This window comes from uncultured Jannaschia sp. (assembly GCF_947494055.1).
Lineage (GTDB): Bacteria > Pseudomonadota > Alphaproteobacteria > Rhodobacterales > Rhodobacteraceae > Jannaschia.
Genome location: NZ_CANLTR010000005.1, coordinates 62149 through 84977 on the forward strand (window position 1 = coordinate 62149; position 22829 = coordinate 84977).

The 22829-nt window shown below is 68.6% G+C and carries 23 protein-coding genes; 5 read left to right on the top strand and 18 right to left on the bottom strand.

What is annotated here, in order from left to right:
• Positions 1 to 133 precede the first annotated feature (133 nt).
• The 5 genes from Q1A87_RS06760 to Q1A87_RS06780 all read right to left on the bottom strand — a co-directional run bounded on the left by Q1A87_RS06760 (position 134) and on the right by Q1A87_RS06780 (position 4240).
• Positions 134 to 1867 (bottom strand): ABC transporter ATP-binding protein, encoded by a 1734-nt coding sequence (locus tag Q1A87_RS06760; protein ID WP_299648681.1) that lies wholly within the window; start codon positions 1865 to 1867, stop codon positions 134 to 136.
• A gap of 132 nt (positions 1868 to 1999) precedes the next feature.
• Positions 2000 to 2929, bottom strand: a complete 930-nt coding sequence (locus Q1A87_RS06765; RefSeq protein ID WP_299648684.1) for a Stealth CR1 domain-containing protein — start codon at positions 2927 to 2929, stop codon at positions 2000 to 2002.
• On the bottom strand, positions 2926 to 3261 hold the full coding sequence (locus tag Q1A87_RS06770) for a hypothetical protein (protein WP_299648687.1): 336 nt from the start codon (positions 3259 to 3261) through the stop codon (positions 2926 to 2928). Before Q1A87_RS06770 ends, Q1A87_RS06765 begins: the two co-directional genes overlap by 4 nt.
• An 18-nt stretch (positions 3262 to 3279) precedes the next feature.
• Complete coding sequence (locus Q1A87_RS06775; RefSeq protein WP_299648690.1) at positions 3280 to 3981, bottom strand: hypothetical protein; 702 nt, start codon at positions 3979 to 3981, stop codon at positions 3280 to 3282.
• A complete protein-coding gene (locus Q1A87_RS06780) occupies positions 3953 to 4240 on the bottom strand; it encodes a hypothetical protein (RefSeq protein ID WP_299648693.1) in 288 nt (95 codons plus the stop codon). The genes Q1A87_RS06775 and Q1A87_RS06780 overlap by 29 nt, the downstream gene beginning before the upstream one ends.
• A gap of 145 nt (positions 4241 to 4385) precedes the next feature.
• Between Q1A87_RS06780 and Q1A87_RS06785 the strand changes: the two genes are divergently transcribed.
• The 3 genes from Q1A87_RS06785 (at position 4386) to Q1A87_RS06795 (ending at position 6835) form a co-directional block, all read left to right on the top strand.
• Positions 4386 to 4946 carry a hypothetical protein gene (locus Q1A87_RS06785; RefSeq protein ID WP_299648696.1) on the top strand — a complete coding sequence of 187 codons (561 nt, stop codon included), beginning with the start codon at positions 4386 to 4388 and terminating at the stop codon, positions 4944 to 4946.
• 48 nt (positions 4947 to 4994) lie between these two features.
• Positions 4995 to 5618, top strand: coding sequence for a ribonuclease HII (locus Q1A87_RS06790; RefSeq protein WP_299648699.1), 624 nt, complete (start codon positions 4995 to 4997; stop codon positions 5616 to 5618).
• Between the two features lie 110 nt (positions 5619 to 5728).
• Positions 5729 to 6835: a site-specific DNA-methyltransferase gene (locus tag Q1A87_RS06795; protein WP_299648702.1), complete on the top strand. Its 1107-nt coding sequence runs from the start codon at positions 5729 to 5731 to the stop codon at positions 6833 to 6835.
• A 100-nt stretch (positions 6836 to 6935) separates the two neighbouring features.
• Here Q1A87_RS06795 and radC read toward each other — a convergent pair whose 3' ends face one another.
• The 3 genes from radC to Q1A87_RS06810 form a co-directional block, all read right to left on the bottom strand.
• Entirely contained in the window at positions 6936 to 7631 is a 696-nt protein-coding gene (radC, locus tag Q1A87_RS06800) for a DNA repair protein RadC (RefSeq protein ID WP_299649247.1), read from the bottom strand.
• 460 nt (positions 7632 to 8091) lie between these two features.
• On the bottom strand, positions 8092 to 8280 hold the full coding sequence (locus Q1A87_RS06805; RefSeq protein WP_299648705.1) for a ferrochelatase: 189 nt from the start codon (positions 8278 to 8280) through the stop codon (positions 8092 to 8094).
• A 153-nt stretch (positions 8281 to 8433) separates the two neighbouring features.
• Positions 8434 to 9021: a L,D-transpeptidase family protein gene (locus Q1A87_RS06810; RefSeq protein ID WP_299648708.1), complete on the bottom strand. Its 588-nt coding sequence runs from the start codon at positions 9019 to 9021 to the stop codon at positions 8434 to 8436.
• A 198-nt stretch (positions 9022 to 9219) separates the two neighbouring features.
• Between Q1A87_RS06810 and Q1A87_RS06815 the strand changes: the two genes are divergently transcribed.
• Positions 9220 to 9735 carry a CAP domain-containing protein gene (locus tag Q1A87_RS06815; protein WP_299648711.1) on the top strand — a complete coding sequence of 172 codons (516 nt, stop codon included), beginning with the start codon at positions 9220 to 9222 and terminating at the stop codon, positions 9733 to 9735.
• 36 nt (positions 9736 to 9771) lie between these two features.
• On the opposite strand, the gene Q1A87_RS06820 is transcribed toward Q1A87_RS06815, so the two are convergent.
• From Q1A87_RS06820 to mtgA, 5 genes are all read right to left on the bottom strand, one after another.
• Positions 9772 to 10275 carry a L,D-transpeptidase family protein gene (locus Q1A87_RS06820; RefSeq protein WP_299648714.1) on the bottom strand — a complete coding sequence of 168 codons (504 nt, stop codon included), beginning with the start codon at positions 10273 to 10275 and terminating at the stop codon, positions 9772 to 9774.
• 85 nt (positions 10276 to 10360) lie between these two features.
• A complete protein-coding gene (locus Q1A87_RS06825) occupies positions 10361 to 11224 on the bottom strand; it encodes an SDR family oxidoreductase (protein ID WP_299648717.1) in 864 nt (287 codons plus the stop codon).
• A complete protein-coding gene (gene queG, locus Q1A87_RS06830) occupies positions 11221 to 12237 on the bottom strand; it encodes a tRNA epoxyqueuosine(34) reductase QueG (protein ID WP_299648720.1) in 1017 nt (338 codons plus the stop codon). Before queG ends, Q1A87_RS06825 begins: the two co-directional genes overlap by 4 nt.
• Positions 12238 to 12253: 16 nt before the next feature.
• On the bottom strand, positions 12254 to 12919 hold the full coding sequence (locus tag Q1A87_RS06835; protein ID WP_299648723.1) for a glutathione S-transferase family protein: 666 nt from the start codon (positions 12917 to 12919) through the stop codon (positions 12254 to 12256).
• Positions 12920 to 12950: 31 nt separating this feature from the next.
• Positions 12951 to 13700 carry a monofunctional biosynthetic peptidoglycan transglycosylase gene (mtgA, locus tag Q1A87_RS06840; protein WP_299648726.1) on the bottom strand — a complete coding sequence of 250 codons (750 nt, stop codon included), beginning with the start codon at positions 13698 to 13700 and terminating at the stop codon, positions 12951 to 12953.
• A gap of 163 nt (positions 13701 to 13863) precedes the next feature.
• Between mtgA and Q1A87_RS06845 the strand changes: the two genes are divergently transcribed.
• On the top strand, positions 13864 to 14772 hold the full coding sequence (locus tag Q1A87_RS06845) for a VPLPA-CTERM sorting domain-containing protein (RefSeq protein WP_299648729.1): 909 nt from the start codon (positions 13864 to 13866) through the stop codon (positions 14770 to 14772).
• A 58-nt stretch (positions 14773 to 14830) separates the two neighbouring features.
• Here the strand turns inward: Q1A87_RS06845 and gltB are convergent, their stop codons facing one another.
• From gltB to Q1A87_RS06870, 5 genes are all read right to left on the bottom strand, one after another.
• Complete coding sequence (gene gltB, locus Q1A87_RS06850; RefSeq protein WP_299648732.1) at positions 14831 to 19369, bottom strand: glutamate synthase large subunit; 4539 nt, start codon at positions 19367 to 19369, stop codon at positions 14831 to 14833.
• Complete coding sequence (locus Q1A87_RS06855; RefSeq protein ID WP_299648735.1) at positions 19366 to 19827, bottom strand: GFA family protein; 462 nt, start codon at positions 19825 to 19827, stop codon at positions 19366 to 19368. The genes gltB and Q1A87_RS06855 overlap by 4 nt, the downstream gene beginning before the upstream one ends.
• Positions 19824 to 20252 (bottom strand): GFA family protein, encoded by a 429-nt coding sequence (locus Q1A87_RS06860; RefSeq protein WP_299648738.1) that lies wholly within the window; start codon positions 20250 to 20252, stop codon positions 19824 to 19826. The genes Q1A87_RS06855 and Q1A87_RS06860 overlap by 4 nt, the downstream gene beginning before the upstream one ends.
• Entirely contained in the window at positions 20249 to 20968 is a 720-nt protein-coding gene (locus tag Q1A87_RS06865; protein ID WP_299648741.1) for a hypothetical protein, read from the bottom strand. Before Q1A87_RS06865 ends, Q1A87_RS06860 begins: the two co-directional genes overlap by 4 nt.
• A gap of 215 nt (positions 20969 to 21183) precedes the next feature.
• Positions 21184 to 22719: an NAD(P)-dependent oxidoreductase gene (locus Q1A87_RS06870; protein WP_299648744.1), complete on the bottom strand. Its 1536-nt coding sequence runs from the start codon at positions 22717 to 22719 to the stop codon at positions 21184 to 21186.
• Between the last annotated feature and the right edge of the window lie 110 nt (positions 22720 to 22829).

Consider the following 22829-nt stretch of genomic DNA (forward strand, 5'->3'; position numbering starts at 1 on the left):
GGAAACACGAAGAGGCCGACGATGCTACCGGGTTTCTGATCGAGTTCCTGTCGGAAGACGGTCGGAACGCGGCGTAAGATCCTATCTTCGTACGGTTTTAGCACGACGCGGTAAGGTCATTCGCGCCGCTTGGTCAGCCGTCGAATTGCAGCGCATGGAGCCCTGCGAAGATGCCGCCGCGCGCGAGGAGCTCCGCGTGCAGGCCCACATCCTCGACCTGACCGCGGTCCATCACGACGATGCGGTCGGCGTCGGTGATGGTCGAGAGCCGATGCGCGATGACAAGGACGGTGCGGCCTTTCGACAGCGTGGCGATGGCGTCCTGCACCTTGGCCTCCACCGCCGTGTCGAGGGCGGAGGTCGCCTCGTCCAGCAGCAGGATCGGCGTGTCGCGCAGGAGCGCGCGGGCGATGGCGACCCGCTGGCGCTGCCCGCCCGAGAGGTTCGAGCCGCGCGGACCGGCGGGGGAGTCGAGGCCGTTCGGCAGGCTATCCAGGAAATCGCTGACATGCGCCGCGTCGAGCGCGGCCTGCAATCGCGCCTCGGTGACGTGCTTCTGCCCGAGGAGGACGTTCTCGCGCACCGTCTCGTCGAACAGGAGCGCGTCCTGGCTTACGACCGAGAACAAGGCCCGCAGGCTCCCGACCTCGAGCTCGGAGATGTCGCGCCCGCCGATGGTGACGCGCCCGGCCGACGGCTCCACTAGCCGGGTGAGGACGTTGAACACCGTGCTCTTGCCTGCCCCCGACGGCCCGACGAGTGCCGTGGTCGTACCCGCATCGGCGATGAAGTCGAGCCCGCGGAGCACATCGGCGCTCCCGTAGGACAGGCTCACGTTCTCGAACCGGATCGTCGTGTCGGGCAGCTCGGGCGGACGCGCCTTGGCCTTCGGGGCCGGCATGGCCGGCTTCGTGTCGAAGAGCTCGAAGACCCGCTCCAGGCTGGCGGCGGCGACCTGCCACGTCCCCGCGAGCGAGCCGAGCCGGCGCAGCGGCTGGAACGCCAGCGCCATCGCGGTGAAGAACGACATGAAGTCGCCAACCGTCTTGTCGCCGTCGATGATCTCCTGCCCGCCGTAGAGCAGTACGCAGAAGAACCCGAGCCCGATGGCGACGTCGATGAAGCCCGGAATCATCGCCGATCCGCCCGCCGTCTTAACCTTCGCGGTCACGAAGGCGTCGGTGAGCGCGGCGAAGCGGCCGTTCTGGTAATCCTCGAGCGCGTTCAGCTTGACCGGGGTCACGCCGTGGAAAATCTCGTCGAGCCGGGTCGTCCGGGCCGCCGAGATGTCGCGCAGGCGCGCGCTCTTGCGGCGCAGATAGCGCTGCAGGACGAGGCTCGGCAGGATCAGGAGCGGCGTGCCGGTCGCCGCGACCAGCGTCCAGAGCGGATCGACGACGACAGCCACCACGACGAGCGAAAGGAGCGCCACGACGTCGCGTCCCGCGCCGAGGATCAGCGCCGACCAGATCCCCTGTGTCGCGGTGGCATCCGAGGAGACGCGCGAGATCAGCGTGCCGGGCGACATCGTCTGGAAGAACCCGTTGTCGAGCGTGAGGACGTGGCGCAGCAGGTCGACCTGCATCGCCGCGCTCGTGCGGTTGGAGATCCGCGTCATCACGATCCGCTGCAGCACGCCGGTGACGGCGCGCATCAGGAACAGGCCGAAGATCCCGAAGCCGACCCAGAGGATCGCGCTCTCGCGGCCGTCGACGAAGACGAGGTCGAACATCGGCTTCAGCATCCAGGACAGGATGCCGAGCGTGCTGCCCTCCATCACCATCAGGAGCGCGGCGAAGGCGATCATCGGGGCGTGCGGCCGCAGATACTCGCGCCAGAGACGGGCGAACATCTGGCGGTCGGTCATCGACCGCTCGACTTTGGGTCGCCGTTTGATTGATCTCGTCTTGGGCAAGTCCTGCGCCTTCTCGTTGCCGGGATCGTCGGGATCGCCCCGGCCTCTAGCCGTTGCGCCCTCTCCGGTCCAGCGAACTGGCCGTCACCCGTATCGCGCCTCCAACCCCGACAGGACGACGGCGCGGTCGGCTTCGGTGAACCGGTCGAGGCTCTGGACGCAGAAGGACGCATAGGCGTCCGCCTGCAACCGGTCCATCACCTGCGCGAGTGCCGCGCCGCTCGGGCGGCCGGGACGAACGTAGCCGATGTCGCGCGGCGCCGTCGTGCGCGCGCCGGCCGCGATCTCCAGATGCGCGGCGAGGCCGAGGGGCGAGACCTGCTCCGGCGAACGGAAACGATGGCCCGCCTGCCGGCGTAGGGCCGCCGGGTTGCCGGCATAGAAATCGGCGAGTGTGGACCGGCGCATCGGCTGCGGCTGGTGCTCCAGCAGGAAGTATCTACCGCGCGATCCGGCCAGCCGGGCGGCCTTTCGCTGCGCGGCGCCGAAGCCGGGCCGCTCCGACCGGACGCGGGCCTTCAGCCACGCGACGGCCGGGTTCGGGAACCGGCGCCAATGGCCCTGCAATACGGGACGGTCGCCATCGAAATAATCACCCTCCGTCATCGGGCGCCCGACGAAGATGTCGTCGTTCAGGTAGAGGAACCGCTCAGCGAGGCCCGGAATGCGATGGATCATCGTCTCGATGGAGCGCGACGAGAAGACGGGCAGCAGATCGGCATGGTCCCCGAACGCCTCCCGGTGATCGACGATGTGGATCCGTCCGGCATCGGAAGGTGCCGAGAGCAGGGGATCGAGGCAGGCCGGGTGTTGCGCGTCGGTCACGACATGGACCCGCCGGACGAAGGGGCAGAACCGGAAAAGCGACAGGACGGCGTAGCGAAGCTCGCCCGAGCTGGCGAAGCGCGTCGTGGCCGTCGCCTCGGGATGGGTGCCGCGACCCTCGTATCGAGCCCGTTTGGCACGGTGGGCCGGATCGTCGCCGTCCACCCAGGTGATCACGGCGTCGATCATCCCCGGCCCCGTGCCTGTGCCGCGGCATCGAGCGCGTCCCACCATTCGGCGTAGTCCGTGTTCCACGGGGCGTGGCGCGTGACGTCCGGCGCGCCATCGTCCCACCAGACCGGGCCGCGTTCGCCCAGACGTTCCTTCGCGGCCTGCACGCGGTCGCGGGCAGCGCGGGTCTCGGACGCATTCCCCGCGTCCCGGACCGCCCGCCGCGCGGCCATCAACTCGCGCACCGCCGCGTCGCGGTCGGCCTCCGACAGGGAGGGATCGCTGCACCGCCACAGGCGGCCCTTGGCGACGAAGTAGCGGCCATCGGAAGTTCGAGGATAATCCGGCATGACGAAGGATCTAGCCCGTCACGTCATCCGGATCACCTTCGGATCGAGCGCCAGCACGTAACCCTGCCGCGTGATGTTGCGGATCAGGAGCTGCGTCACGATCTGGTTGCCGAGCGCGTCGCGCAGCCGCTTGATCCGCGTCGCGCCCGCCGCCTCCTCGCAATCCGATTCAGGCTTGCCGGTGATGACCGACTCGATCTGCGCGCCGGTCAGCATGTCGCCGTCGAGCCGGGCCTCGGCCAGCACGCTCAGCGTCTCCATCGCGGCATCGGTCAGCTTGAGCTCGATGTCGTTCAGCAGAACCGCATTCTCCGCCCGCGCGAGCACCAGCGACGTCACCTGGATTCCCGACCGCTCGATCTCCCCCATCCGGCGGTTCAGCGTGACGATCGCGACGAGCAGCACGACGCAGGCGATGAGCAGCGCGGTGGCGAAGACGAGGAGGACGAAGATGATGACCCGATAGCTCGCCAGCACGTCGCTGAACGCCGTGCCCGATTGCGCCAGCACTTCGAGCAGGCCGATCTCGGTCCGCTGCGTCAGGTCCGACTCGACGAACAGGCGCTCGACCCGCGCGTTGAAGGCGTTGCCGTCGGGCAGCGTCGCGAAGAGGAACACGGCCGCCGCCGCGAGAATCACGACGATGGCCGCGATGCCGAGGCTCACGACCCTGGCCGAGACGGCCCGTGTCTCAGTAACGGAGGAAGAATTCGCCGGCACGGCCCTTCCTTTGGTCCAGTCCCTCGGGGCCGAAGACGGATTCGACCTCCAGAAGCTGCCAGCCGTTTCCGAGGCGGCCCTGGATCACCGAGGCGGCGGCACCGGCCGAGCAATTGCCGTCCCCGACCTCGATCACGCCGTAATGCAGCCGAAGCGGATCGTCCTTCTTGGCCTTGTAGTCGGCGTAGCACGCCGCTCCCGCCGCATTGGCGAGCGTGAGGGAGGCCACGAGGCCGAAGGAAAGAAGCGCGGTCCGCATGCGGTCTTGATGCGTCAGGGGGGGCCGACAGGCAATGGCGGGCCGCCGGTTATTTCATGACAAGCGACCGTCATTGCGCGTCCGGCCCCTTCGCGTCGAGGGACCCGTTGCCCTGTCCCATGACCCGACAGCGAGGAGACACGCCATGTTCCGGAGCCTGATCGCCGCGATCGCCGTGCTGGTTCTGACCCTGCCCGTCGCCACTCCGGCGCAGGCCGACAGGAAGGACGCGCTGAAGGTCATCGGCGGACTCGTCGCGCTCTATGCGCTGAGCGAGATCATCGAGCGGAACCGCGACGGGGCGGATGCCGCGGCGCCCGTCGCGCGGCAGCGCGTATACGACCCCCCGAGGACCGGTGTCGCACCGGCGAGATCCACGCCGACGGCCCCGACGCGCAGTCCGCGCCCCGTCGCGCGGGTCGAGACGGAGACGCTGCCGCCCTACGATCCGCTCTTTCCCTACGACACGCTGCCCGATGCCCGCGAGACGCGCATTCTGCCGGATCAGTGCTACGATGCGGTCCGCACCTCGGCAGGCCCCGTGGCGGGCTACGAGGCCGCCTGCATGCAGAACGCCGTGGCCCGACCGGGCATCCTGCCGCCGGAATGCATCCGCCGGATCGACACGGAAACCGGCCCCAAGGCGCTCTACGCTGCGCGCTGCCTCGAGGCCGAAGGCTGGACTCCCCGCACCGCAAGGCGTTGACGCTCCCCCGCGTTGACGCCACGCCGGGAGGGGGGCAGGGTCCGGCCGATGCCGACCCTGCCCCCGAATTTCGACTACGAACAGGCCGCCCGCTGCCGCGGCGCGCGCGTCGTCGTGGGGCTGGACGAGGTCGGGCGGGGACCCTGGGCCGGACCGGTGGTCGCCTGCGCCGTCAATCTGATCGGACCGGCGCCCGAAGGGCTGAACGACAGCAAGAAGCTGAGCGCGGCCCGGCGGGAAGCTCTGGTTCCCCTGCTCAAGGAGTGCTGCGAGATCGGCTTCGGCGAGGCCAGCGTCGAGGAGATCGACGCGCTCAACATCCGGCAGGCCACCCACCTCGCCATGCGCCGGGCCATCGCGGCCCTGCCCGCGCCGCCTTGCCACATCCTGATCGACGGCAACGACAGGCCCGCCTGGGTCGCTTGCGCCCACGAGTTGATCGTCGGCGGTGACGCCCGCTCGGTCTCCATCGCGGCGGCGTCGGTTCTGGCGAAATCGAGGCGGGATCGTGGCATGGTGGCCCTGGCGCAACAACATCCCGGCTACGGCTGGGAGTCGAATGCCGGCTACGGCACGGCGACACACCGCGCGGGATTGTTGCAACATGGGGTGACACAACATCATCGGCGCACATTCGCGCCGATCCGCAAGATGTTGTGCCTCGACGCCTGACACGTTTCTGCCGCAATCGGCTTGTGGCATGTCCGCCGAGCCGCCGTCATCTTCGCCTCACAACAACAAGGCGACCCCGGAAAACGAGGCGCCGTTCGAGGCGAGAGACGATGGCAGTACAAACCCCGGAGGCGTGCGCGCTTCCGCTCGATACGATCATGTCCGGAGACTGCGTGCAGGCGATGGACGCCCTCCCCGAGAACTCGGTCGACCTGATCTTCGCGGACCCTCCCTACAACCTGCAGCTGCGCGGCGACCTGCACCGGCCGGACATGAGCCGGGTCGACGCGGTGGACGACGACTGGGACCAGTTCGAGAGCATGAAGGCCTACGATGCCTTCACGCGGCAATGGATGCGGGCCGCCCGGCGGGTGCTGAAACCCAACGGGGCGATCTGGGTGATCGGCAGCTATCACAACATCTTCCGCGTCGGAGCCACGTTGCAGGATCAGGGGTTCTGGCTTCTCAACGACGTGGTCTGGCGCAAGACGAATCCGATGCCGAACTTCCGCGGCAAGCGCCTGACCAACGCGCACGAGACGCTGATCTGGGCGTCGAAATCCGACAGGTCGAAGTACACGTTTAACTACGAGGCGATGAAGGCCTTGAACGAGGGCGTGCAGATGCGCTCGGACTGGACGTTCCCGATCTGCACCGGGCACGAGCGGCTGAAGAACGCACGGGGCGAGAAGGCGCATCCGACCCAGAAGCCCGAGGCGCTCCTGCACCGACTGCTGGTGGCGACGACCAATCCCGGCGACGTGGTGCTCGACCCGTTCTTCGGCACCGGCACGACCGGTGCGGTCGCGACGATGCTTGGCCGGCACTTCATCGGCATCGAACGCGAGGCGGAGTACAGACAGCTCGCCGCCGAGCGCATCGCCCGGGTCCGCATCGCCGACGCCCCGGCGCTCGAGGTCACGACATCGAAACGCGCCGAGCCGCGCGTCCCCTTCGGCCAGCTCGTCGAGCGCGGGATGCTGCGCCCGGGCGAGGAGCTTTCCTCCGGCAACGGCCGCTACCGCGCCAGAATCCGCGTCGACGGCACGCTCAGCGGCGACGGGGTGAAGGGGTCGATCCACCAGGTCGGCGCCGCCTACGAGGGCGCGCCCTCCTGCAACGGCTGGACCTACTGGCACTTCAAGCGCGAGGGGAAGGCCGTTCCGATCGACACCCTCCGCCAGCAGATTCGGGCCGAGATGGGCAAGTCCGGCTGAGGCCCGCACGAGTTACCGCCTGCGCCCGCTGTCCAATGTCCGGCGGGTGCAACTTGAACCCCTGTTCCCGCCATGTCGGGTTCAGGGGTTTCTTTTCGGCTCAGATCAGCCCCGAGGACCGGAACGACGTTTCGGTGTTCTTGCCGATGATCATGTGATCGTGGACCACGATGTCGAGCGCGCCGCAGGCCGCCATGATGCGCCCCGTCATCTCGATATCCTCCTCGCTCGGCGTCGGGTCGCCCGAGGGGTGGTTGTGGATGAGGATGAGCGCGCTCGCGCTCAGCTCCAGCGCCCGGCGCGCCACCTCGCGCGGATAGACCGGGACGTGATCGACGGTGCCGGAGGCCTGCTCCTCGTCGGCGATCACCGTGTTCTTGCGGTCGAGGAACAGGATGCGGAACTGCTCCGTCTTCAGATGCGCCATGGTCGTGCGGCAATAGGCGACCACGTCCGACCAGGAGGACAGGACGTGCCGGTTCAGGACCTTCGCCTGCCCCATCCGGTGCGCGAAGGCCTCCGCCAGACGGAGCTGGTAGAAGACCTTCGACGTGGCCCCCTCGATGCGGAGGATCTGCGGCTCGGTCGCGGCGATGACCCCGTTCAGATCGCCGAAGGCCGCGAGCAGGCGTTTGGCGAGGGGCTTCACGTCGATCCGCTCGATCGCGTTGAACAGCAGCAACTCAAGCAGTTCGTATTCCGGCATCGCCTTGTGGCCGCCGGTGAGGAACCGCGTCCGCAGACGTTCTCGGTGACCCCAGTAATGCGGCCTGCGGGAGCCGTCCGACTGCATCACGAGGCCGCCGCCGGCGCTGACCTCCCGCGAAAGCTTCTCGTTGGGATAATAGCCGGGAGTGGGAACGGCGGGCGGTTCGGTCCGGGCGTCGATCGGGACCGAGCGTGCCTCGAGATCCCGCAGGCCCTGCTCCGCATCCTCGGCAAAACCCTTCCTGCCTTCGGTCGGCTTCGCAGGCGGCAGAAGCCTCGTATCGACCGTCGGAGCAGGTTTGACGGTCGGCGTCTGACGGGTCAGCCAGCGTGCATAATTGGCGATGCCCGCAAGGCGCAGGGGATCGGTGGATCGCTGACGCTTCATTCTCGCCTCCGTCCCGTGACGCAGGCAGGCGTAGGCAATCAGGGTAAACGGAGCGTTAAGAAACGCGTCGCCACCGGTTCGCGGCGGTGCGAAGCGGCTCCGCCAAAACGCGAAGAGCGCCCCCGGGGGGACGCTCCTTGTACGCGCGATCCTGTGCGGATCAGTCCGACGCGGCGGCAGCGGCCAGCAGGATGATCGCGAGGATCGGAACGATGATGCCGGCCGAGGAGGACGAGGTGTCCTCGACGATCACGACCGGCTCGGGCTCGACCGGAGCCGGCGCGATGTTGCCCGCGAAGGCGGTGCTGGCAGTGGCCGCGAGAATGGCGGCGAGTGCGATTTTCTTCATAGGTCTTTATCCTCCAAGATACGCCATCGGTGAGGCGACAGTTGCCACACCATATGGCACCCAAGACTGTACCTCGTGACCTTCGATAAACAGTTGGTCCAAGCGTTTGCAACGAAACGGAGGGCGGCGCCGCGTGCTTTCCCCCGCACCTCGTCAAATAAGCAACACTTGGGTCCCGACATCCGACATCGCGAAAACCCGGGCGATGTGCGCGTTGTAGAGCCCGATGCAACCCGACGAGGAGCGCCGCCCGATCTTGCGCGTGTCGTGTGTGCCGTGAATCCGGTAGTAGGTCCAGCCGAGATAGAGGGCATGCGTGCCGAGCGGGTTGTCGGGACCGGGGGGCACCACGGCCGGCCATTCGGGGTTGCGCCGCCGCATGTTGGGGGTCGGCCGCCAGGTCGGCCCCTCGACCTTGCGCACCACCCGGGTCCGCCCCTTGCGGGTCATGTCGTCCGATTGCGGAACCGAGGAGGGATAGAGGTGGTAGGTCCCCGATTCCTCCCACATATGCAGGGCCCGGCTGTCGATATCGACCAGGATAGCGCCCTTGCGCAGGCTGTCGAAATGGTCCCGCCAGTCGATGGTCCGAAAGCTCGCCGTGTTGCGCATGACACCGGTGCCGATCGGGTCCTCCATCTGCACGGTATCGGGCAGGGACTGGGCGCGGGCCGGCGCCGCCAGGGCGGTGGCGGCCGCGGCACCTGTGGCGAGAAACGCACGTCGGTCGAGTTGGCGCATAGCGAACACTCCTGTCGTCGGACTGGCGGGCGGGGACCGCGAAAGCCTCGTCATTGCGCAGAATAGGCGGACGGGCCGGCAAATCAAACGCGCATCGAAGGGGGGCGTCGCGGGGGCCTGCTTTCGCCAAGGCGTTTGCACCGCGAACGGCTCCGCTATACTCGCGAAACTGACGCCCGATATCGCCAGAGGATTCAGATGAACCGACGCACTGCCCTGGTCCTCCTCGGATCGACCGCCCTCGCCGCCTGCGCCACCACCCCGCCGCCGCCGGCGATCGGACCGGACGGTCGCCCGTTGCCGCCGGTCTACCGCATCTCGGGCGCCGACCGCCGGCGCATCCCGTTCCGCGCCCTCGACGCGGTCAACGCTCTGCGACAGGGGGCGGGCGTGGCCCCGCTGACCCTCGATTCGGCGCTTTCCGCGGCGGCGGAGACGCATTCGCGCGACATGTCGCTGCAGAACCGGCCGTGGCATTTCGGCTCCGACGGTTCCTCGCCCATCGACCGCGCGCAGCGGGTGGGCTTCGACGGCCGCCTGCTCGGCGAGACGATCTCGGAGACCTACGAAACCGAACTCGAGACCGTCGCCGCCTGGCTGGAGGAGCCGGGATCGCGCCGCGTCCTCCTCGACCCGGAAGCGCGCCGCATGGGATTCGCCTTCTTTCAGGAGCGCAACGGCAAGCTCTGGTACACGCTCAACGTCGGCACCTGACGATACAAGGCGGCCCCGGTGTCCCGGGGCCTCCGTTCACGCGTAGATGTCGACCGGCGTCCCGTTCCGCACCATCGCGTAGATGTGCCGCATCTCCTGATTCGTCACCGCGACGCAGCCGGCGGTCCAGTCGTTGCTGCCGCGTGTCTTGTCACCCCAGCCATGGATGAAGATGTCGCCCCCGGGTGGCTTCCCGAGGCTTTCGGCGTAGGCACGGTCGAACGCGTTCGGATAGTCGATCCCGATCGACAGGTAGAAGGCCGAATTCGGATTCCGCCGGTCGATGAAGTATCGCCCTTCCGGCGTGCGGCCGTCGCCCTCGAACCGCTTCGGTCCGTGCGCCGTGAAGCCGAGCTGGATCGCATGCTTCTTCAACGCGGTCTGGCCGTTCAGCAGGTACATCTGCCGGCCGGACTTGTGGATGATGACCCGCGTGACCGCCGGGCCATCGTATTTCATGAACTTGCCGCCACAACCCGCGAGCATCGCGGCTGCACCGGCGCCGAGGGCGAGCGCGCCCCGGCGGGTTATGTCCTTCATGGCCTGTCTGCACTCTTGTCGTTGCACTGTCCCAAGCGTCTTTTAGCGCATGTCCGGCGATTCCGGAACTTTCTTCTTGCAATCGTTAACCATTTCGCTCGCGCCGCAACAAATCGGCGAGTCCCGCGCGGTAGTCCGGGTAGCGCAGGCGTACGCCCAGCTCCTCCCTTATCCGGTCGTTCCGGACCCGCTTCGACTCGGCGTAGAAGCTCCGCGCCATCGGCGTCATCTCGGCCTCCGCGAAAGCCACTTCGGGCGGCAATGGCAGGCCGAGCAGCTCCGCCGCGTGGCCGATCACGTCCTGCGGCGGGGCCGGGTCGTCGTCGCAGAGGTTGTAGATCGCGCCCGCCCGCGGTCGCGCCATCGAGGCACGCAGTACCGCCGCGATGTCCTCGACATGGATGCGGCTGAAGACCTGGCCCGGCTTCACGATCCGCCGCGCCGTCCCGGCCCGCACCTTCGCGAAGGGTCCCCGTCCCGGCCCGTAGATGCCGGCAAGCCGGAAGACGTGCAGCGCCGCGCCCGTCTTCGCCGCGAAATCCTGCCACGCGGCCTCCGCCTCGACCCGCCAGCGCCCGCGCCGGGTCGTGGGGGCCAGCGGCGTCGTCTCGTCCACCCAGCCGCCCTCGTGGTCACCGTAGACCCCCGTGGTCGAGAGGTATCCGACCCAGGCCATCCCGCCCAGATGCGGGGCCAGCGCGTCGCGGTAGGCATTCAGCACAGGATCGCCGTCCGCGCCGGGCCCCGCCGAGATCAGGACATGCGTCGCCCGTGCGATCTCTGTCGACAGGTCCGCGCCGAAGATCGCGGGCGTCACCCCCTCCGCCCGCAAGGCGTCGGCCTTCTCCCCCGACCGGGTCGTCCCGATCACTTCCCATCCCTCGGCCAGAAGCGACGGGGCAAGCGCCCGGGCCGAGTAGCCATGCCCGAAGCTCAGAAGCACGCTCACAGCCGCGCCACCGCCCAGCGCGCGGCCTCCGCCACCACCGAATCGGCGTCGTCGCAGAGCGCCTGCGCCACGGGCTTCAGCCGCGCCGATCCGGAATTGCCGATCGCGTAACAGACGTTCCGCACCATCCGGTTCCGCCCGATCCGCTTGATCGGCGAGCCCGCGAACCGCGCCCGGAATCCGGCATCGTCGAGCCCGGCGAGCTCCGCCAGCGGCGGCGCGCGGTGCGGCCCGTGATAGCGCAGGTCGGAGGCGCGGACGGCGAACTTGTTCCACGGACAGATCGCGAGGCAATCGTCGCAGCCGTAGATGCGGTTGCCCAGCGCGGGGCGGAACGCCTCGTCCACCGGCCCGTCATGCTCGATCGTCAGGTAGGAGATGCAGCGCCGCGCATCGAGCCGGAACGGCGCCGGGAACGCATCGGTCGGGCAGATGTCGAGGCACCGCGTGCAGGAGCCGCAATGCTCTGCCTCCGCCGCGTCGGGTTCGAGCTCCTGCGTCGTGAAGATCGCGCCGAGGAACACCCAGTTGCCGTAGTCCCGCCCCAGCACGTTGGTATGCTTGCCCTGCCAGCCGATCCCGGCGGCCTGCGCCAGCGGCTTTTCCATGACCGGGGCGGTGTCGACGAAGACCTTCACTTCCGCATCAGCCTCTGCGACGATCCAGCGCGCGACGCGCTTCAGCGCCTTCTTGACGACGTCGTGGTAGTCCCGCCCCTGCGCATAGACGCTGACCGCGCCGTCCTCCGCCCGGTCCAGATCGCCCAACGGGTCGTGCTCGGGCGCGTAGGAATGCGCGAGCATCACTACCGAACGCGCCTCGGGCCAGAGCGACGCCGGGTCGCCACGCCAGGCGACGCGCTCGCCCATCCACGACATCGTGCCGTGATGGCCGTCCGACAGATACTGATGCAGCCGCACCTTCGCGTCCGGGATCGCGTCGGGCCGGCAGACCCCGACCGAGACGAATCCCGACGCGCGGGCCTCCGCATCGAGCCGCGCGCGGAAGGTCAACGCGCCCCCGGCGCCATCAGAAGTCCAGATCCGCGTAGTGCTTCGCCGGCCGGAACCCAGGCACCACATCGGCCAGGATCGACCGGAAGGCCGGGCGCGACTTGATCTTGGCGTACCAGGTCGACACCGCCTCGTTGCGGTTCCAGTCCACGTCCGAGGAATAATCGAGGCAGGACAGATGCGCCGCCGCCGCGAAATCGGCCATCGACAGGCTCGACCCGGCGAGCCAGCGGTTCCGGTCCAGCAGCCAGCCCATGTAGTCGAGGTGGAACTTGATCGCCCGCACGCCCTGCTTGACGTTGGCGCCGTCCGGGTAGCCCGCCCGCGTCAGCTTCTTGTGGATGCGTTCGTAGACCAGCTTCGACGTCACCTCCTGGTGGAACTTGTCGTCGAACCACGCCACCAGACGCCGCACCTCGGCCCGATCCGCCGCACCCTCGGGCATCAGCGCCGGCTCGGGACGCGTCTCCTCGAGATACTCGCAGATCGCGCCCGACTCGGCGAGCGTCAGGCCGTCGATCCTGAGCACCGGCACCTTGCCGGCGGGATTGCGGCGCAGGAACTCCGAGCCCTGCTCCCAGTAACGCTCGTCGACCAGTTCCACCTCGAGCTTCTTCTCGGCCAGCACGAGCCGGACCTTGCGGCAGAAGGGCGACAGGGCGAAGTGATAGAGCTGGATCATCCGCCGGGAATGCCCCGTCCCGCGGGCGGTTTCAATCCTCGAAGCAGGCCGCGCGGCCATCGGCGCGTATCGTCGCCGCCCCGTCCGCGATGGACCGCGCCCGGCGATCCACGAAGTCCGACGGCCGGGTCGGGTCGCGCCGCTTCGGCGCGGGCAGGATCGCCGCGATGAGCGAGGCCTGCCGGGCCGTCAGCTCGTCCGCACCGACGCCGAACCAGTGCCGCGCCGCCGCCTCCGCGCCGAAGATGCCCGGCCCCATCTCGGCCACGTTCAGGTAGATCTCCACGAGGCGCCGCTTAGGCCAGAACGCCTCGGCCACCGGCGTCAACAGCGCCTCGAGCGCCTTGCGCGGCCAGGACCGGCCCTGCCAGAGCACCGCGTTCTTGACGACCTGCTGGCTGATGGTCGAGGCGCCGCGATCGCCGCCGGCGGTGATCGCCCTGCGGATGGCCACGATGTCGAAGCCCCAGTGCCGGCAGAAATTGGCGTCCTCCGCCGCCACCACCGCCCGTGCCATCACCGGCGCGATATCGTCGAGATCCGTCCAGACCCGCTCCACCCCGCCGAGCCGCGCGGATTCCGACAGGATGTAGGGCGTCGTCGGCGGGTCGATCCAGCGATAGGACAGCACCCAGAGGACGACGAGGACCGCGAGCGCCGCCACGATCCTGAGGGCGATGCGAAGGACCGAACGCAAGGTCGCGCCGACCCGCTCGACGGCCCCCGGACCCGCCGTCTCGCCCGGCTTGCCCTTACGTCGCGTATTCGCCTTCGCCGCCATCGAGCCACGCCCTAACCTCTGGGAGTGCCTTGGGAAAGTGCGAATACCGGCGAGGACACGGAAAGCTTCGCGTTAAGTATTCTACAATTTTACAGGTTCACCGGCCGCGGGGCATCGCGGAGAAAGGGCACGCCTTTCGGTATTTCAATAGGGAATTTTTACCATGACTTCGACCTCGACCGCATTTCGCGTCCTCTCCGCCGCCGGCCTGCTCTCGTTCGGCGCCGCCGCCGCGCAAGCCGCGCCCGTGACTCCCGACGTCATCTTCGGATCGGGCAACGCCAATGGTGGCTACACCGTGGCCACGGGCTCCTACGAGCCCTTCGTCATCACGCAGGTCGACACGATTTCGAGCGCTTCGACGAATGTCACCCCGTCCTTCGACACCAACCTCGAGATCGGCCTGCGCGCCAAGCTGCGCTTCGACGAGTTCAACCAGCCCCGGAACATCTTCAACCAGTCGGGCAGCACCTACACCTTCGACGCCGGCGCCGCGCCCGGGGGCTTCGGCTTCGACGCGAACAGCCCGACCACGCCGGTCTGGAACTTCGAGTGGAGCGTGACCACCGACCTCGACCGCGACATGCCGATTTCGGGCGTGACGAGCCTGAGCGCGCTCACCTACGAGCTTCGCATCGACGGCGATTCCGGCATTGGCGTGAACTTCGCGAAATTCGACCCGATCCGGATCGCTCAAGCCGATCACGCCCTCGGAAACCTGCTGACCGGGAACGGCGACGGCGTCGTGTCTCGCAGCGCGGCCGAGTACCAGGCGAACCTCGCGAAGTATTCCGTGGCCCAGAACTCCTGGAACTACGAGTTCTTCAACGAGCCGACCGACGGGGCCTTCCTGCCGGAGCTCGCGGCGTTCGATCCGTCCGAGGACGGCACCTACCGCATCGAGTTCGAGGCCTTCTTCGACGGCAAGTCCGTCGCGTCGACCGGCATCGACGTCGTCGTCGGAAACGGCGCGTCGCCGGTCCCCTCGCCGGTCCCGGTTCCGGCCGCGCTGCCGCTCCTGGCCGCTGCGCTGGGCGGCCTCGGCGCGATCCGTCGCCGCAAGCGCGCCTGAAACGGCCCGAACGAGAAAGGGCCCCGACCGGGGCCCTTTCGCATCGCTTCGTCCGGACTCACTCCGCCGGGATCGCGTCGATCTCCTCCGCGAGCGGGACGGGCAGGTTCACGAGCATCTCCTTCGGGCAGACCTGGAGGAAGTTGCCGACCTCCATGCGCCAGTCCGACAGGATCGCGCGCGCCTTCTTCGACCCCGTCTCCGCCGCGTGCCGCTCCACCAGGCCGCGCAGCTCCGCCTCCCAGTGCGGCACGGTCACCGGGCAGGTCACCAGCGTCTCCATGTTCATCAGCGCGGGCACGGCGCCCTCGGGGTCGTGGATATAGGCCATCCCGCCCGTCATCCCGGCCCCAAAATTCGCCCCAATATCGCCGAGGATGACGGCGACGCCCCCGGTCATGTACTCGCACCCGTTGGAGCCGCAGCCCTCGATCACCACCCGCGCGCCGGAATTGCGCACCGCGAAACGCTCGCCCGCGCGACCGGCGGCGAAGAGGTATCCGTCCGTCGCGCCGTAGAGCACCGTGTTGCCGATGATCGTGTTCCGGTCCGCCCGGAGCGGGCTCGCCATCTGCGGCCGCACGACGATGGTGCCGCCCGACAGCCCCTTGCCCACGTAGTCGTTGGCGTCGCCCGAGACCTCGATCTTCAGCCCCGGCGCGGCGAAGGCGCCGAGCGACTGCCCCGCCGAGCCCTGGAGCTTCACCGTCAGGTGGTCTGGCTGGAGCGTGTTGCGCATCCCGAACCGGGAGACGATGTGGCTGGAGATCCGCGTGCCCACCGTCCGGTGCGTGTTCTGCACCGCGTAGGAGACCTGCATCTTCTCGCCGTCGTTCAGGAACCGCGCCGCGTCCTTCACGATCTGCGCGTCGAGCGTGTCCATCACCGGGTTCCGCTCCTTGTCGCGGTCGTAGACGATGCGGTCGGCGCCATCCACGGTGATGAGCAGCGGATTCAGGTCCAGATCGTCGAGATGGGCCGAGCCGCGCGACACCTGCGTCAGCAGGTCCGCCCGCCCGATCACCTCCGAAAGACTGCGCGCACCGAGCTCGGCCAGCACCTCGCGCACCTCGGTCGCGTAGAAGGTGATGAGGTTCACCACCTTGTCGGCCGTCCCGGTGAACTTCTCGCGCAGGCGCGGGTCCTGCGTGCAGACGCCGACCGGACAGGTGTTCGACTGGCATTGCCGCACCATGATGCAGCCCATCGCGATCAGCGCGGCGGTGCCGATCCCGTATTCCTCGGCCCCCATCATCGCCGCCATCACGATGTCGCGCCCGGTGCGGAGCCCCCCGTCGGTCCGGAGCGTCACCCGCCCGCGCAGGTTGTTCATCGACAGCACCTGATGCGCCTCGGTCAGCCCCATCTCCCAAGGCAGGCCGGCATACTTGATCGAGGTCGCGGGGCTCGCCCCCGTGCCGCCGTTATGGCCGGAGATCAGGATGATGTCGGCCTTGGCCTTCGCCACGCCCGCCGCGATCGTGCCCACGCCCGAGGACGCGACGAGCTTCACCGTCACCTTGCAGCGCGGGTTGATCTGCTTGAGGTCGTAGATCAGCTGCGCCAGATCCTCGATCGAGTAGATGTCGTGGTGCGGCGGCGGCGAGATCAGCGTCACGCCCTTGGTCGAATGGCGCAGCCGCGCGATCAGGTCGGTGACCTTCATGCCCGGCAACTGGCCGCCCTCGCCGGGCTTGGCGCCCTGGGCCACCTTGATCTCCAGCTCCTCGCAATGGTTGAGGTACTCGGCCGTCACGCCGAACCGCCCCGACGCCACCTGCTTGATTTTGGCCGACGGGTTGTCGCCGTTGGGCTCGGGCACGAAATGCGCCGGGTCCTCGCCGCCCTCGCCCGAGTCGGACTTCGCCCCGATCCGGTTCATCGCCACGTTCAGCAGCTTGTGCGCCTCGGGGGAGAGCGCGCCGAGCGACATGCCGGGCGTCACGAACCGCTTGCGGATCGCGGTGATCGACTCGACCTCCTCGAGCGGCACCGGCTTGCCCAGCGGCTTCATCGCCAGCAGGTCGCGCAGGTGGATCGGCGGGTTCGCCTGCATCGCGCCGGAAAACTGCTTCCAGAGCTCGTAGCTGCCCCGGTCGCAGGCCGCCTGCAGCATGTGCATCGTCTGCGCCTCCCAAGCGTGCCGCTCGCCCGAGCGCCGCGCCTTGTAGAAGCCGCCGATGGGCAGGATGTTCGTGGCCCCCCGCCAGCCCGCGGCATGGACCGCCTCCACCTTCTTCTGCAGGCCGTTCGTGCCGATCCCGGAGATCCGCGACAGCATGCCGGGGAAGAACTCCGCCACCATCGCGCGGGAGAGCCCGACCGCCTCGAAGTTGAGGCCGCCGCGATAGGACGAGATCACCGAGATCCCCATCTTCGCCATGATCTTCAGAAGCCCCGCGTCGATCGCGCCGCGATAGCGCGCCACCGCTTCGTCGAGCGTGCCGTCGATCAGGCCCTTCCCGATCCGGTCGGCCAGCGTGTCCTGCGCGAGATAGGGGTTCACCGTCGTCGCGCCGCAGCCGATCAGCACCGCGAAGTAATGCGGGTCGATGCATTCCGCCGAGCGCACGTTGATCGAGCAGAAGGTCCGCAGCCCCTTGCGCGTCAGCCACGAATGCACCGCGCTCGTGGCGAGGATCATCGGCATCGGCACCCGGTCGGGCCCCTGCATCCGGTCGGTCAGCACGATATGCCCCGCCCCCGAACGCACCGCGTCCTCGGCATCGGCGCGCAGCTTGTCGAGCCCGGCCCGCAACGTGCCCATCCGCCCGCCCACCGGGAAGGTGCAGTCGAGCGTCGTCGCGTTGTCCTCGAAATGCCCGAACATCGCCTGGAACTGCGCGTTGCCGACGAACGGGCTGTCGAGCACGAGGATCTCGGTCTGGCTGCCATCCTCGTCGAGCACGTTCTTGAGGTTTCCGAACCGCGTCTTGAGGCTCATCACCCGGAACTCGCGCAAGGAGTCGATCGGCGGGTTGGTGACCTGGCTGAAGCTCTGCCGGAAGAAATGGCTCAGCGGCCGGTACTTCTCCGACAGGACCGCCGAGGGCGTGTCGTCGCCCATCGAGGCCAGGCTCTCCTTGCCGTCCTCGGCCATCGGCGCGAGGATCTGCTCGATCTCCTCGACCGAGTAGCCCGCCGCGATCTGCCGCGCGCGCAGCTCGTCGCCGGTATGGACGGCGTTCTCGGCCACGCCCTCGGTCACGGCCTGCAGATCGGTGATCCGCTCCACCCAGTCGCCGAAGGGCCGGTCCGCGGCCAGCTTGTCCTTGATCTCCCGGTCGTGGAACAGCTCGCCCGTCTCCATGTCGACGGCGATCATCTGCCCGGGGCCCAGCGCGCCCTTCTCGACCACGGTGGCCTCGTCCACCGGCACCATCCCCGCCTCGGAGCCGGCGATCAGCATCCCGTCGCCCGTCACCGTGTAGCGCATCGGCCGCAGCCCGTTGCGGTCGAGCCCGGCGCAGACCCAGCGCCCGTCCGACATGGCCAGCGCCGCCGGCCCGTCCCACGGCTCCATCACCGCGTTGCAATAGGCGTACATGTCGCGCCACGCATCCGGCAGCTCGACCGCCTGCTTCGACCAGCTCTCGGGCACCAGCATCGTCTTCGCCATCGGCGCGATCCGTCCCGCGCGCACCAGGACCTCGAACACCGAATCGAGCGCCGCCGAATCGGACGCGCCCATCGGCACGATCGGCTTGATGTCCTCCGCCCAGTCCCCGAACGTCGCCGAGGCCATGCGGATCTCGTGGCTCTTCATCCAGTTGACGTTGCCCTTCAGCGTGTTGATCTCGCCGTTATGGGCCAGCATCCGGAACGGCTGGGCCAGCCACCATTGCGGGAACGTGTTGGTCGAATACCGCTGGTGGTAGATCGCGAAGGCGCTCTCGAACCGCTCGTCCTTCAGGTCCGGGTAGAACTCGGCCACGTGCTGGGCCAGCATCATGCCCTTGTAGATGATCCCCCGGCAGGACAGCGAGGCAAGGTACAGCCCCGCCACCTGCGCGGTCAGCGCCGCCTTCTCGATCCGCCGGCGGATGACGTAGAGCTCGCGCTCGAACGTGTCCTCGTCCACGCCCTTCACGTTGGAGATCAGGATCTGCTCGATCTCCGGCCGGGTCGCGTTCGCCTTGTCGCCCAGCACGCCGATGTTCACGGGCACGTGGCGCCAGCCGTAGATGTAGTAGCCCATCCGCAGGACCTCGCTCTCCACGATGGTCCGGCAGACCTCCTGCGCGCCGAAATCGTTGCGCGGCAGGAAGACCTGGCCCACGGCGATGCGCCGCCCCTCGTGCGGCTCGTGCCCGGTGCGCCGGATCTGGTCCTTGAAGAACTCGACCGGGATCTGCACGTGGATGCCCGCGCCGTCGCCGGTCTTGCCGTCGGCATCCACCGCGCCCCGGTGCCAGATCGCCTTCAGCGCGTCGATCCCGGCCTCGACCACCCGGCGGGAGCGTTTGCCGTCGATGTTGACGACGAGGCCCACCCCGCAGGAGGCATGCTCGCTCTCCTCGCGGTAGAGGCTCTTCGCCTCCATCGCCCCGCGCCGGGCCAGTTCGTCGCGTTCCCAGTCCGTGAAGTAATGCGTCATGGGTCGTCTCCTTCGACGAAAGTCGTGCGGGATTCGTAGTCCGCAGCGGTTCTTCGGGAATGGTCGCCGGCAAGCGACACGTAGTCCGGCGCCTGATCGACGTAGATCTCGGAGACGAGCGGGAACCCCGCGGCCTCCCGGAACAGCCCGGCCATCAGCTCGTAATCGGCGGCCTCCCGCGTCACGTTGCGATACCACAGATGCGCGCCGCAGGTCGGACAGAACGTCCGCTCGGCATGTTCCGACGAGCGGTAGCGTCCGACCTCGCCCGTCACCGTGACCGCGTCGGCCTTCGCGTCGAACGTCGCGTAGAGGGCACCCGACCATTGCTGGCAGATGTAGCAGTGGCAGGCGCCCACGGCGGCGACATGCCCGCCATCGACGTCGATGGTGACGGCACCGCACAGGCAGCGTCCCTGAAGCCGCCCCTGGCGTTCGTATCGTGTCAGATCGGTCATTCCGTCTCCTCCACCACGGGGTTCTCCCGCGCGTAATCGGCCGCGCTGACCCGACGATGATCCCCCGCCAGCGCGTAGCCCTCCGGCGCCCGGTCCGCATAGACCTCCCGCACCAGCCGCGCCCCGCCCGCATTCGGGAACAGCCCGGGCACAAGTTCGTAGGGCGCGCCATCCCCGATGTCGCGCAGCCACAGCGCCGAGCCGCATTCACCACACCACGCCCGCTCCGCGATGGCGGAGGAGCGGTAGACCTCGACCGGCCCGCTGACCTCGGTTCCCCCGGCCGGGGCGTCGACACCGAACTGGATGCCGCCGCCCCAGCGCATGCACATCTCGCAATGGCAGGCGCTGATCTCCTGCGACAATCCGCGCACGGTGATCCGCACCGCCCCGCACAGGCACCGGCCCTCGATCGTGTCGGTCATGCCAGCCCCTCTGCGTAGCGCCGGCAGAGCGTGTCGACCCGCCGCTTCCGGCCCCGGATGATCGCGCCGATCACCTGACCCAGAAGCCCCGCCTCCTTGAGCGCCCGGGCGATGTTGTGTCGCCCGTCCGGCAGGATCCAGCGATGCACGCGCCGGGTTTCGGGCACGAGCGCCAGATGCGCCACGTCCTCGGCGCAGGCCCCGCCCGCCAGCACGTAATACTGCGTCCGCGTGGCCGCGATGGTATCGACGACGCTCGTCGCGGGCGGCGGCCCGAACCGGGCGGCCACGTCGGGCCAGCGGTCGTCCCCCGTCGCCCGGGCGTCGAGCGAGACCTGCGGCGAGAAAGCGATCGCCCGCACCACCCGCACGTCCCGCGGCAGCAGGAGCGCGCCGTAGCCCCCCATCGAATTGCCGAGCGAGACGATCTCCTCGATCCGCTCGCGGACCCGCAGATTCGCGATCAGCGCGACGATCCGTCGCCACAGCCCCGGCACCGCGTACCAGCTGGCCCGGCGGTCGGTCACGAACAGCACGTTGTTCTCGCCCGCGCGCGACGCGCTTCCCGCGAACTCGTCGAGCGGCTGGCCGCCGAAGCCCGCCCGGATGCCGGTGAACACCACGACGAGACGGCGCGCCCGCCCCGGCAACCAGCGCAGCAGCAGGTCGTCGTCCCGCAGGATCGTCTCGACCGCGGGAGCCGGCGCGTCGGTCATGTCCACCCCTGCCGGATCGGGGCAATGCTCCTGACCCATTGCGACAGGCGCATACCACGGGCCGTGCCACAGATGTCCCACAGCCGTAACACAGCCGTAACACGCCGCGGGTCGGGCCCGGCGGCGGTCTCCGATGCTACGAACGCATGGCGTCGCACGCGCCGCGCCCACCCCGGGACGGCGCGGTGCTTCGGGTCTCTCGGCATGGTCAGGGGTTACTCCGCCGCGATATGCGACGGCGGGATCGCGATCGCCGCGTCGAACTTCTTGAGGATCGCCTCCGCCGCCTCGCGCCCGTCGCGGATGGCCCAGACCACGAGCGACGCGCCCCGCACGATGTCGCCGATGGCGTAGACGCCCTCGAGCGGGGTCTCGTGGGTGCGGAAATCGGACTTTATCGTGCCCCAGCGCGTGACCTCCAGTTCCGGCTTGGCCCACAGCGTCGGCAGCTCCTCCGGCTCGAAGCCCAGCGCCTTCACGACAAGATCGGCCTCCTCCACGTAGTCGCCGCCCTCGATCACCTCGGGCGATTGCCGCCCCGACGCGTCGGGCTCGCCCAGCCGCATGCGCTGCACGGTCACGCCGCTGATGATGCGGTGGACGTTGGCCACGGGCTCGGCCTCCTGCGCGATCCCGCCGGGGCCGACCGCCACGCCGCCCGCGATCGCGTCGCCCGCGCCGGCCTCGAAGCCCGCGGGCGCGGTCTGCCAGATAAACTCGACGCCCTCCTCCTCGGCATTGGCGACCTCGCGCTGGGAGCCGGGCATGTTGCTGCGATCCCGGCGATACAGGCACTTCACGCTCCTGGCGCCTTGCCGGATGGCGGTGCGCACGCAATCCATCGCCGTGTCGCCGCCGCCGATCACGACGACGCGCTTGTCCTTCGCGCTCAGCTCGCCGGAATCGAACTCCGGCACCGCGTCGCCGAAGCTCTTGCGGTTCGACGCGGTCAGGAAGTCGATGGCCCGCACGACCCCGTGCGCGTCGTGGTTCTCGTGGTCGTGCAGCTCGCGGGACTTGTAGACCCCGGTCGCGACGATCACCGCGTCGTGCTTCGCGTGGATCTCGTCGAAGGTGATGTCGTGGCCGACCTCGCAGTTCAGGCGGAACTCGACGCCCCCCTCCTCGAGCTGCTTGTTGCGGCGCATCACCACGTCCTTCTCGAGCTTGAAGCCCGGAATCCCGTAGGTCATCAGCCCGCCCGCGCGGTCGTAGCGGTCGTAAACCGTCACCTGCACGCCCGCACGGCGCAGGATGTCCGCGGCGGCCAGTCCCCCCGGCCCCGCGCCGATGATGCCCACGCTCTCCTCGCGCTCCTCGACCGGCACGATCCGTGGCACCCAGCCCTCCACGAAGGCGGTGTCGGTGATGTATTTCTCGACCGCGCCGATGGTGACGGTGCCATGGCCCGACTGCTCGATGACGCAATTGCCCTCGCAGAGCCGGTCCTGCGGACAGATCCGGCCGCAGATCTCGGGAAAGGTGTTCGTCGCCTGGCTGACGTCGTAGGCCTCCCGCAACCGCCCCTCCGCCACGAGGCGGAGCCAGTCGGGGATGTTGTTGTGCAGCGGGCAATGCGACTGGCAATACGGCACCCCGCATTGCGAGCATCGCCCGGCCTGCTCGGCGGCTCGCTCGGCCGCGAACTCGCGGTAGATCTCGCCGAAATCGACCCGCCGGTTCTCCGCCTCCCGCTTTTCCGGCGTCCGCCGCTCGACAGTCACGAACTTCAGCATGTTGCTATTCGCCATAGAACCTCTCCCGAAGCGTTCTGAACCAACGCGTTAATTCATCTTCGACGGATTAAAAAGACAGCTTCATTGACCTAATTCAAGCATTCATCGTGGTCATATCGTCTCGG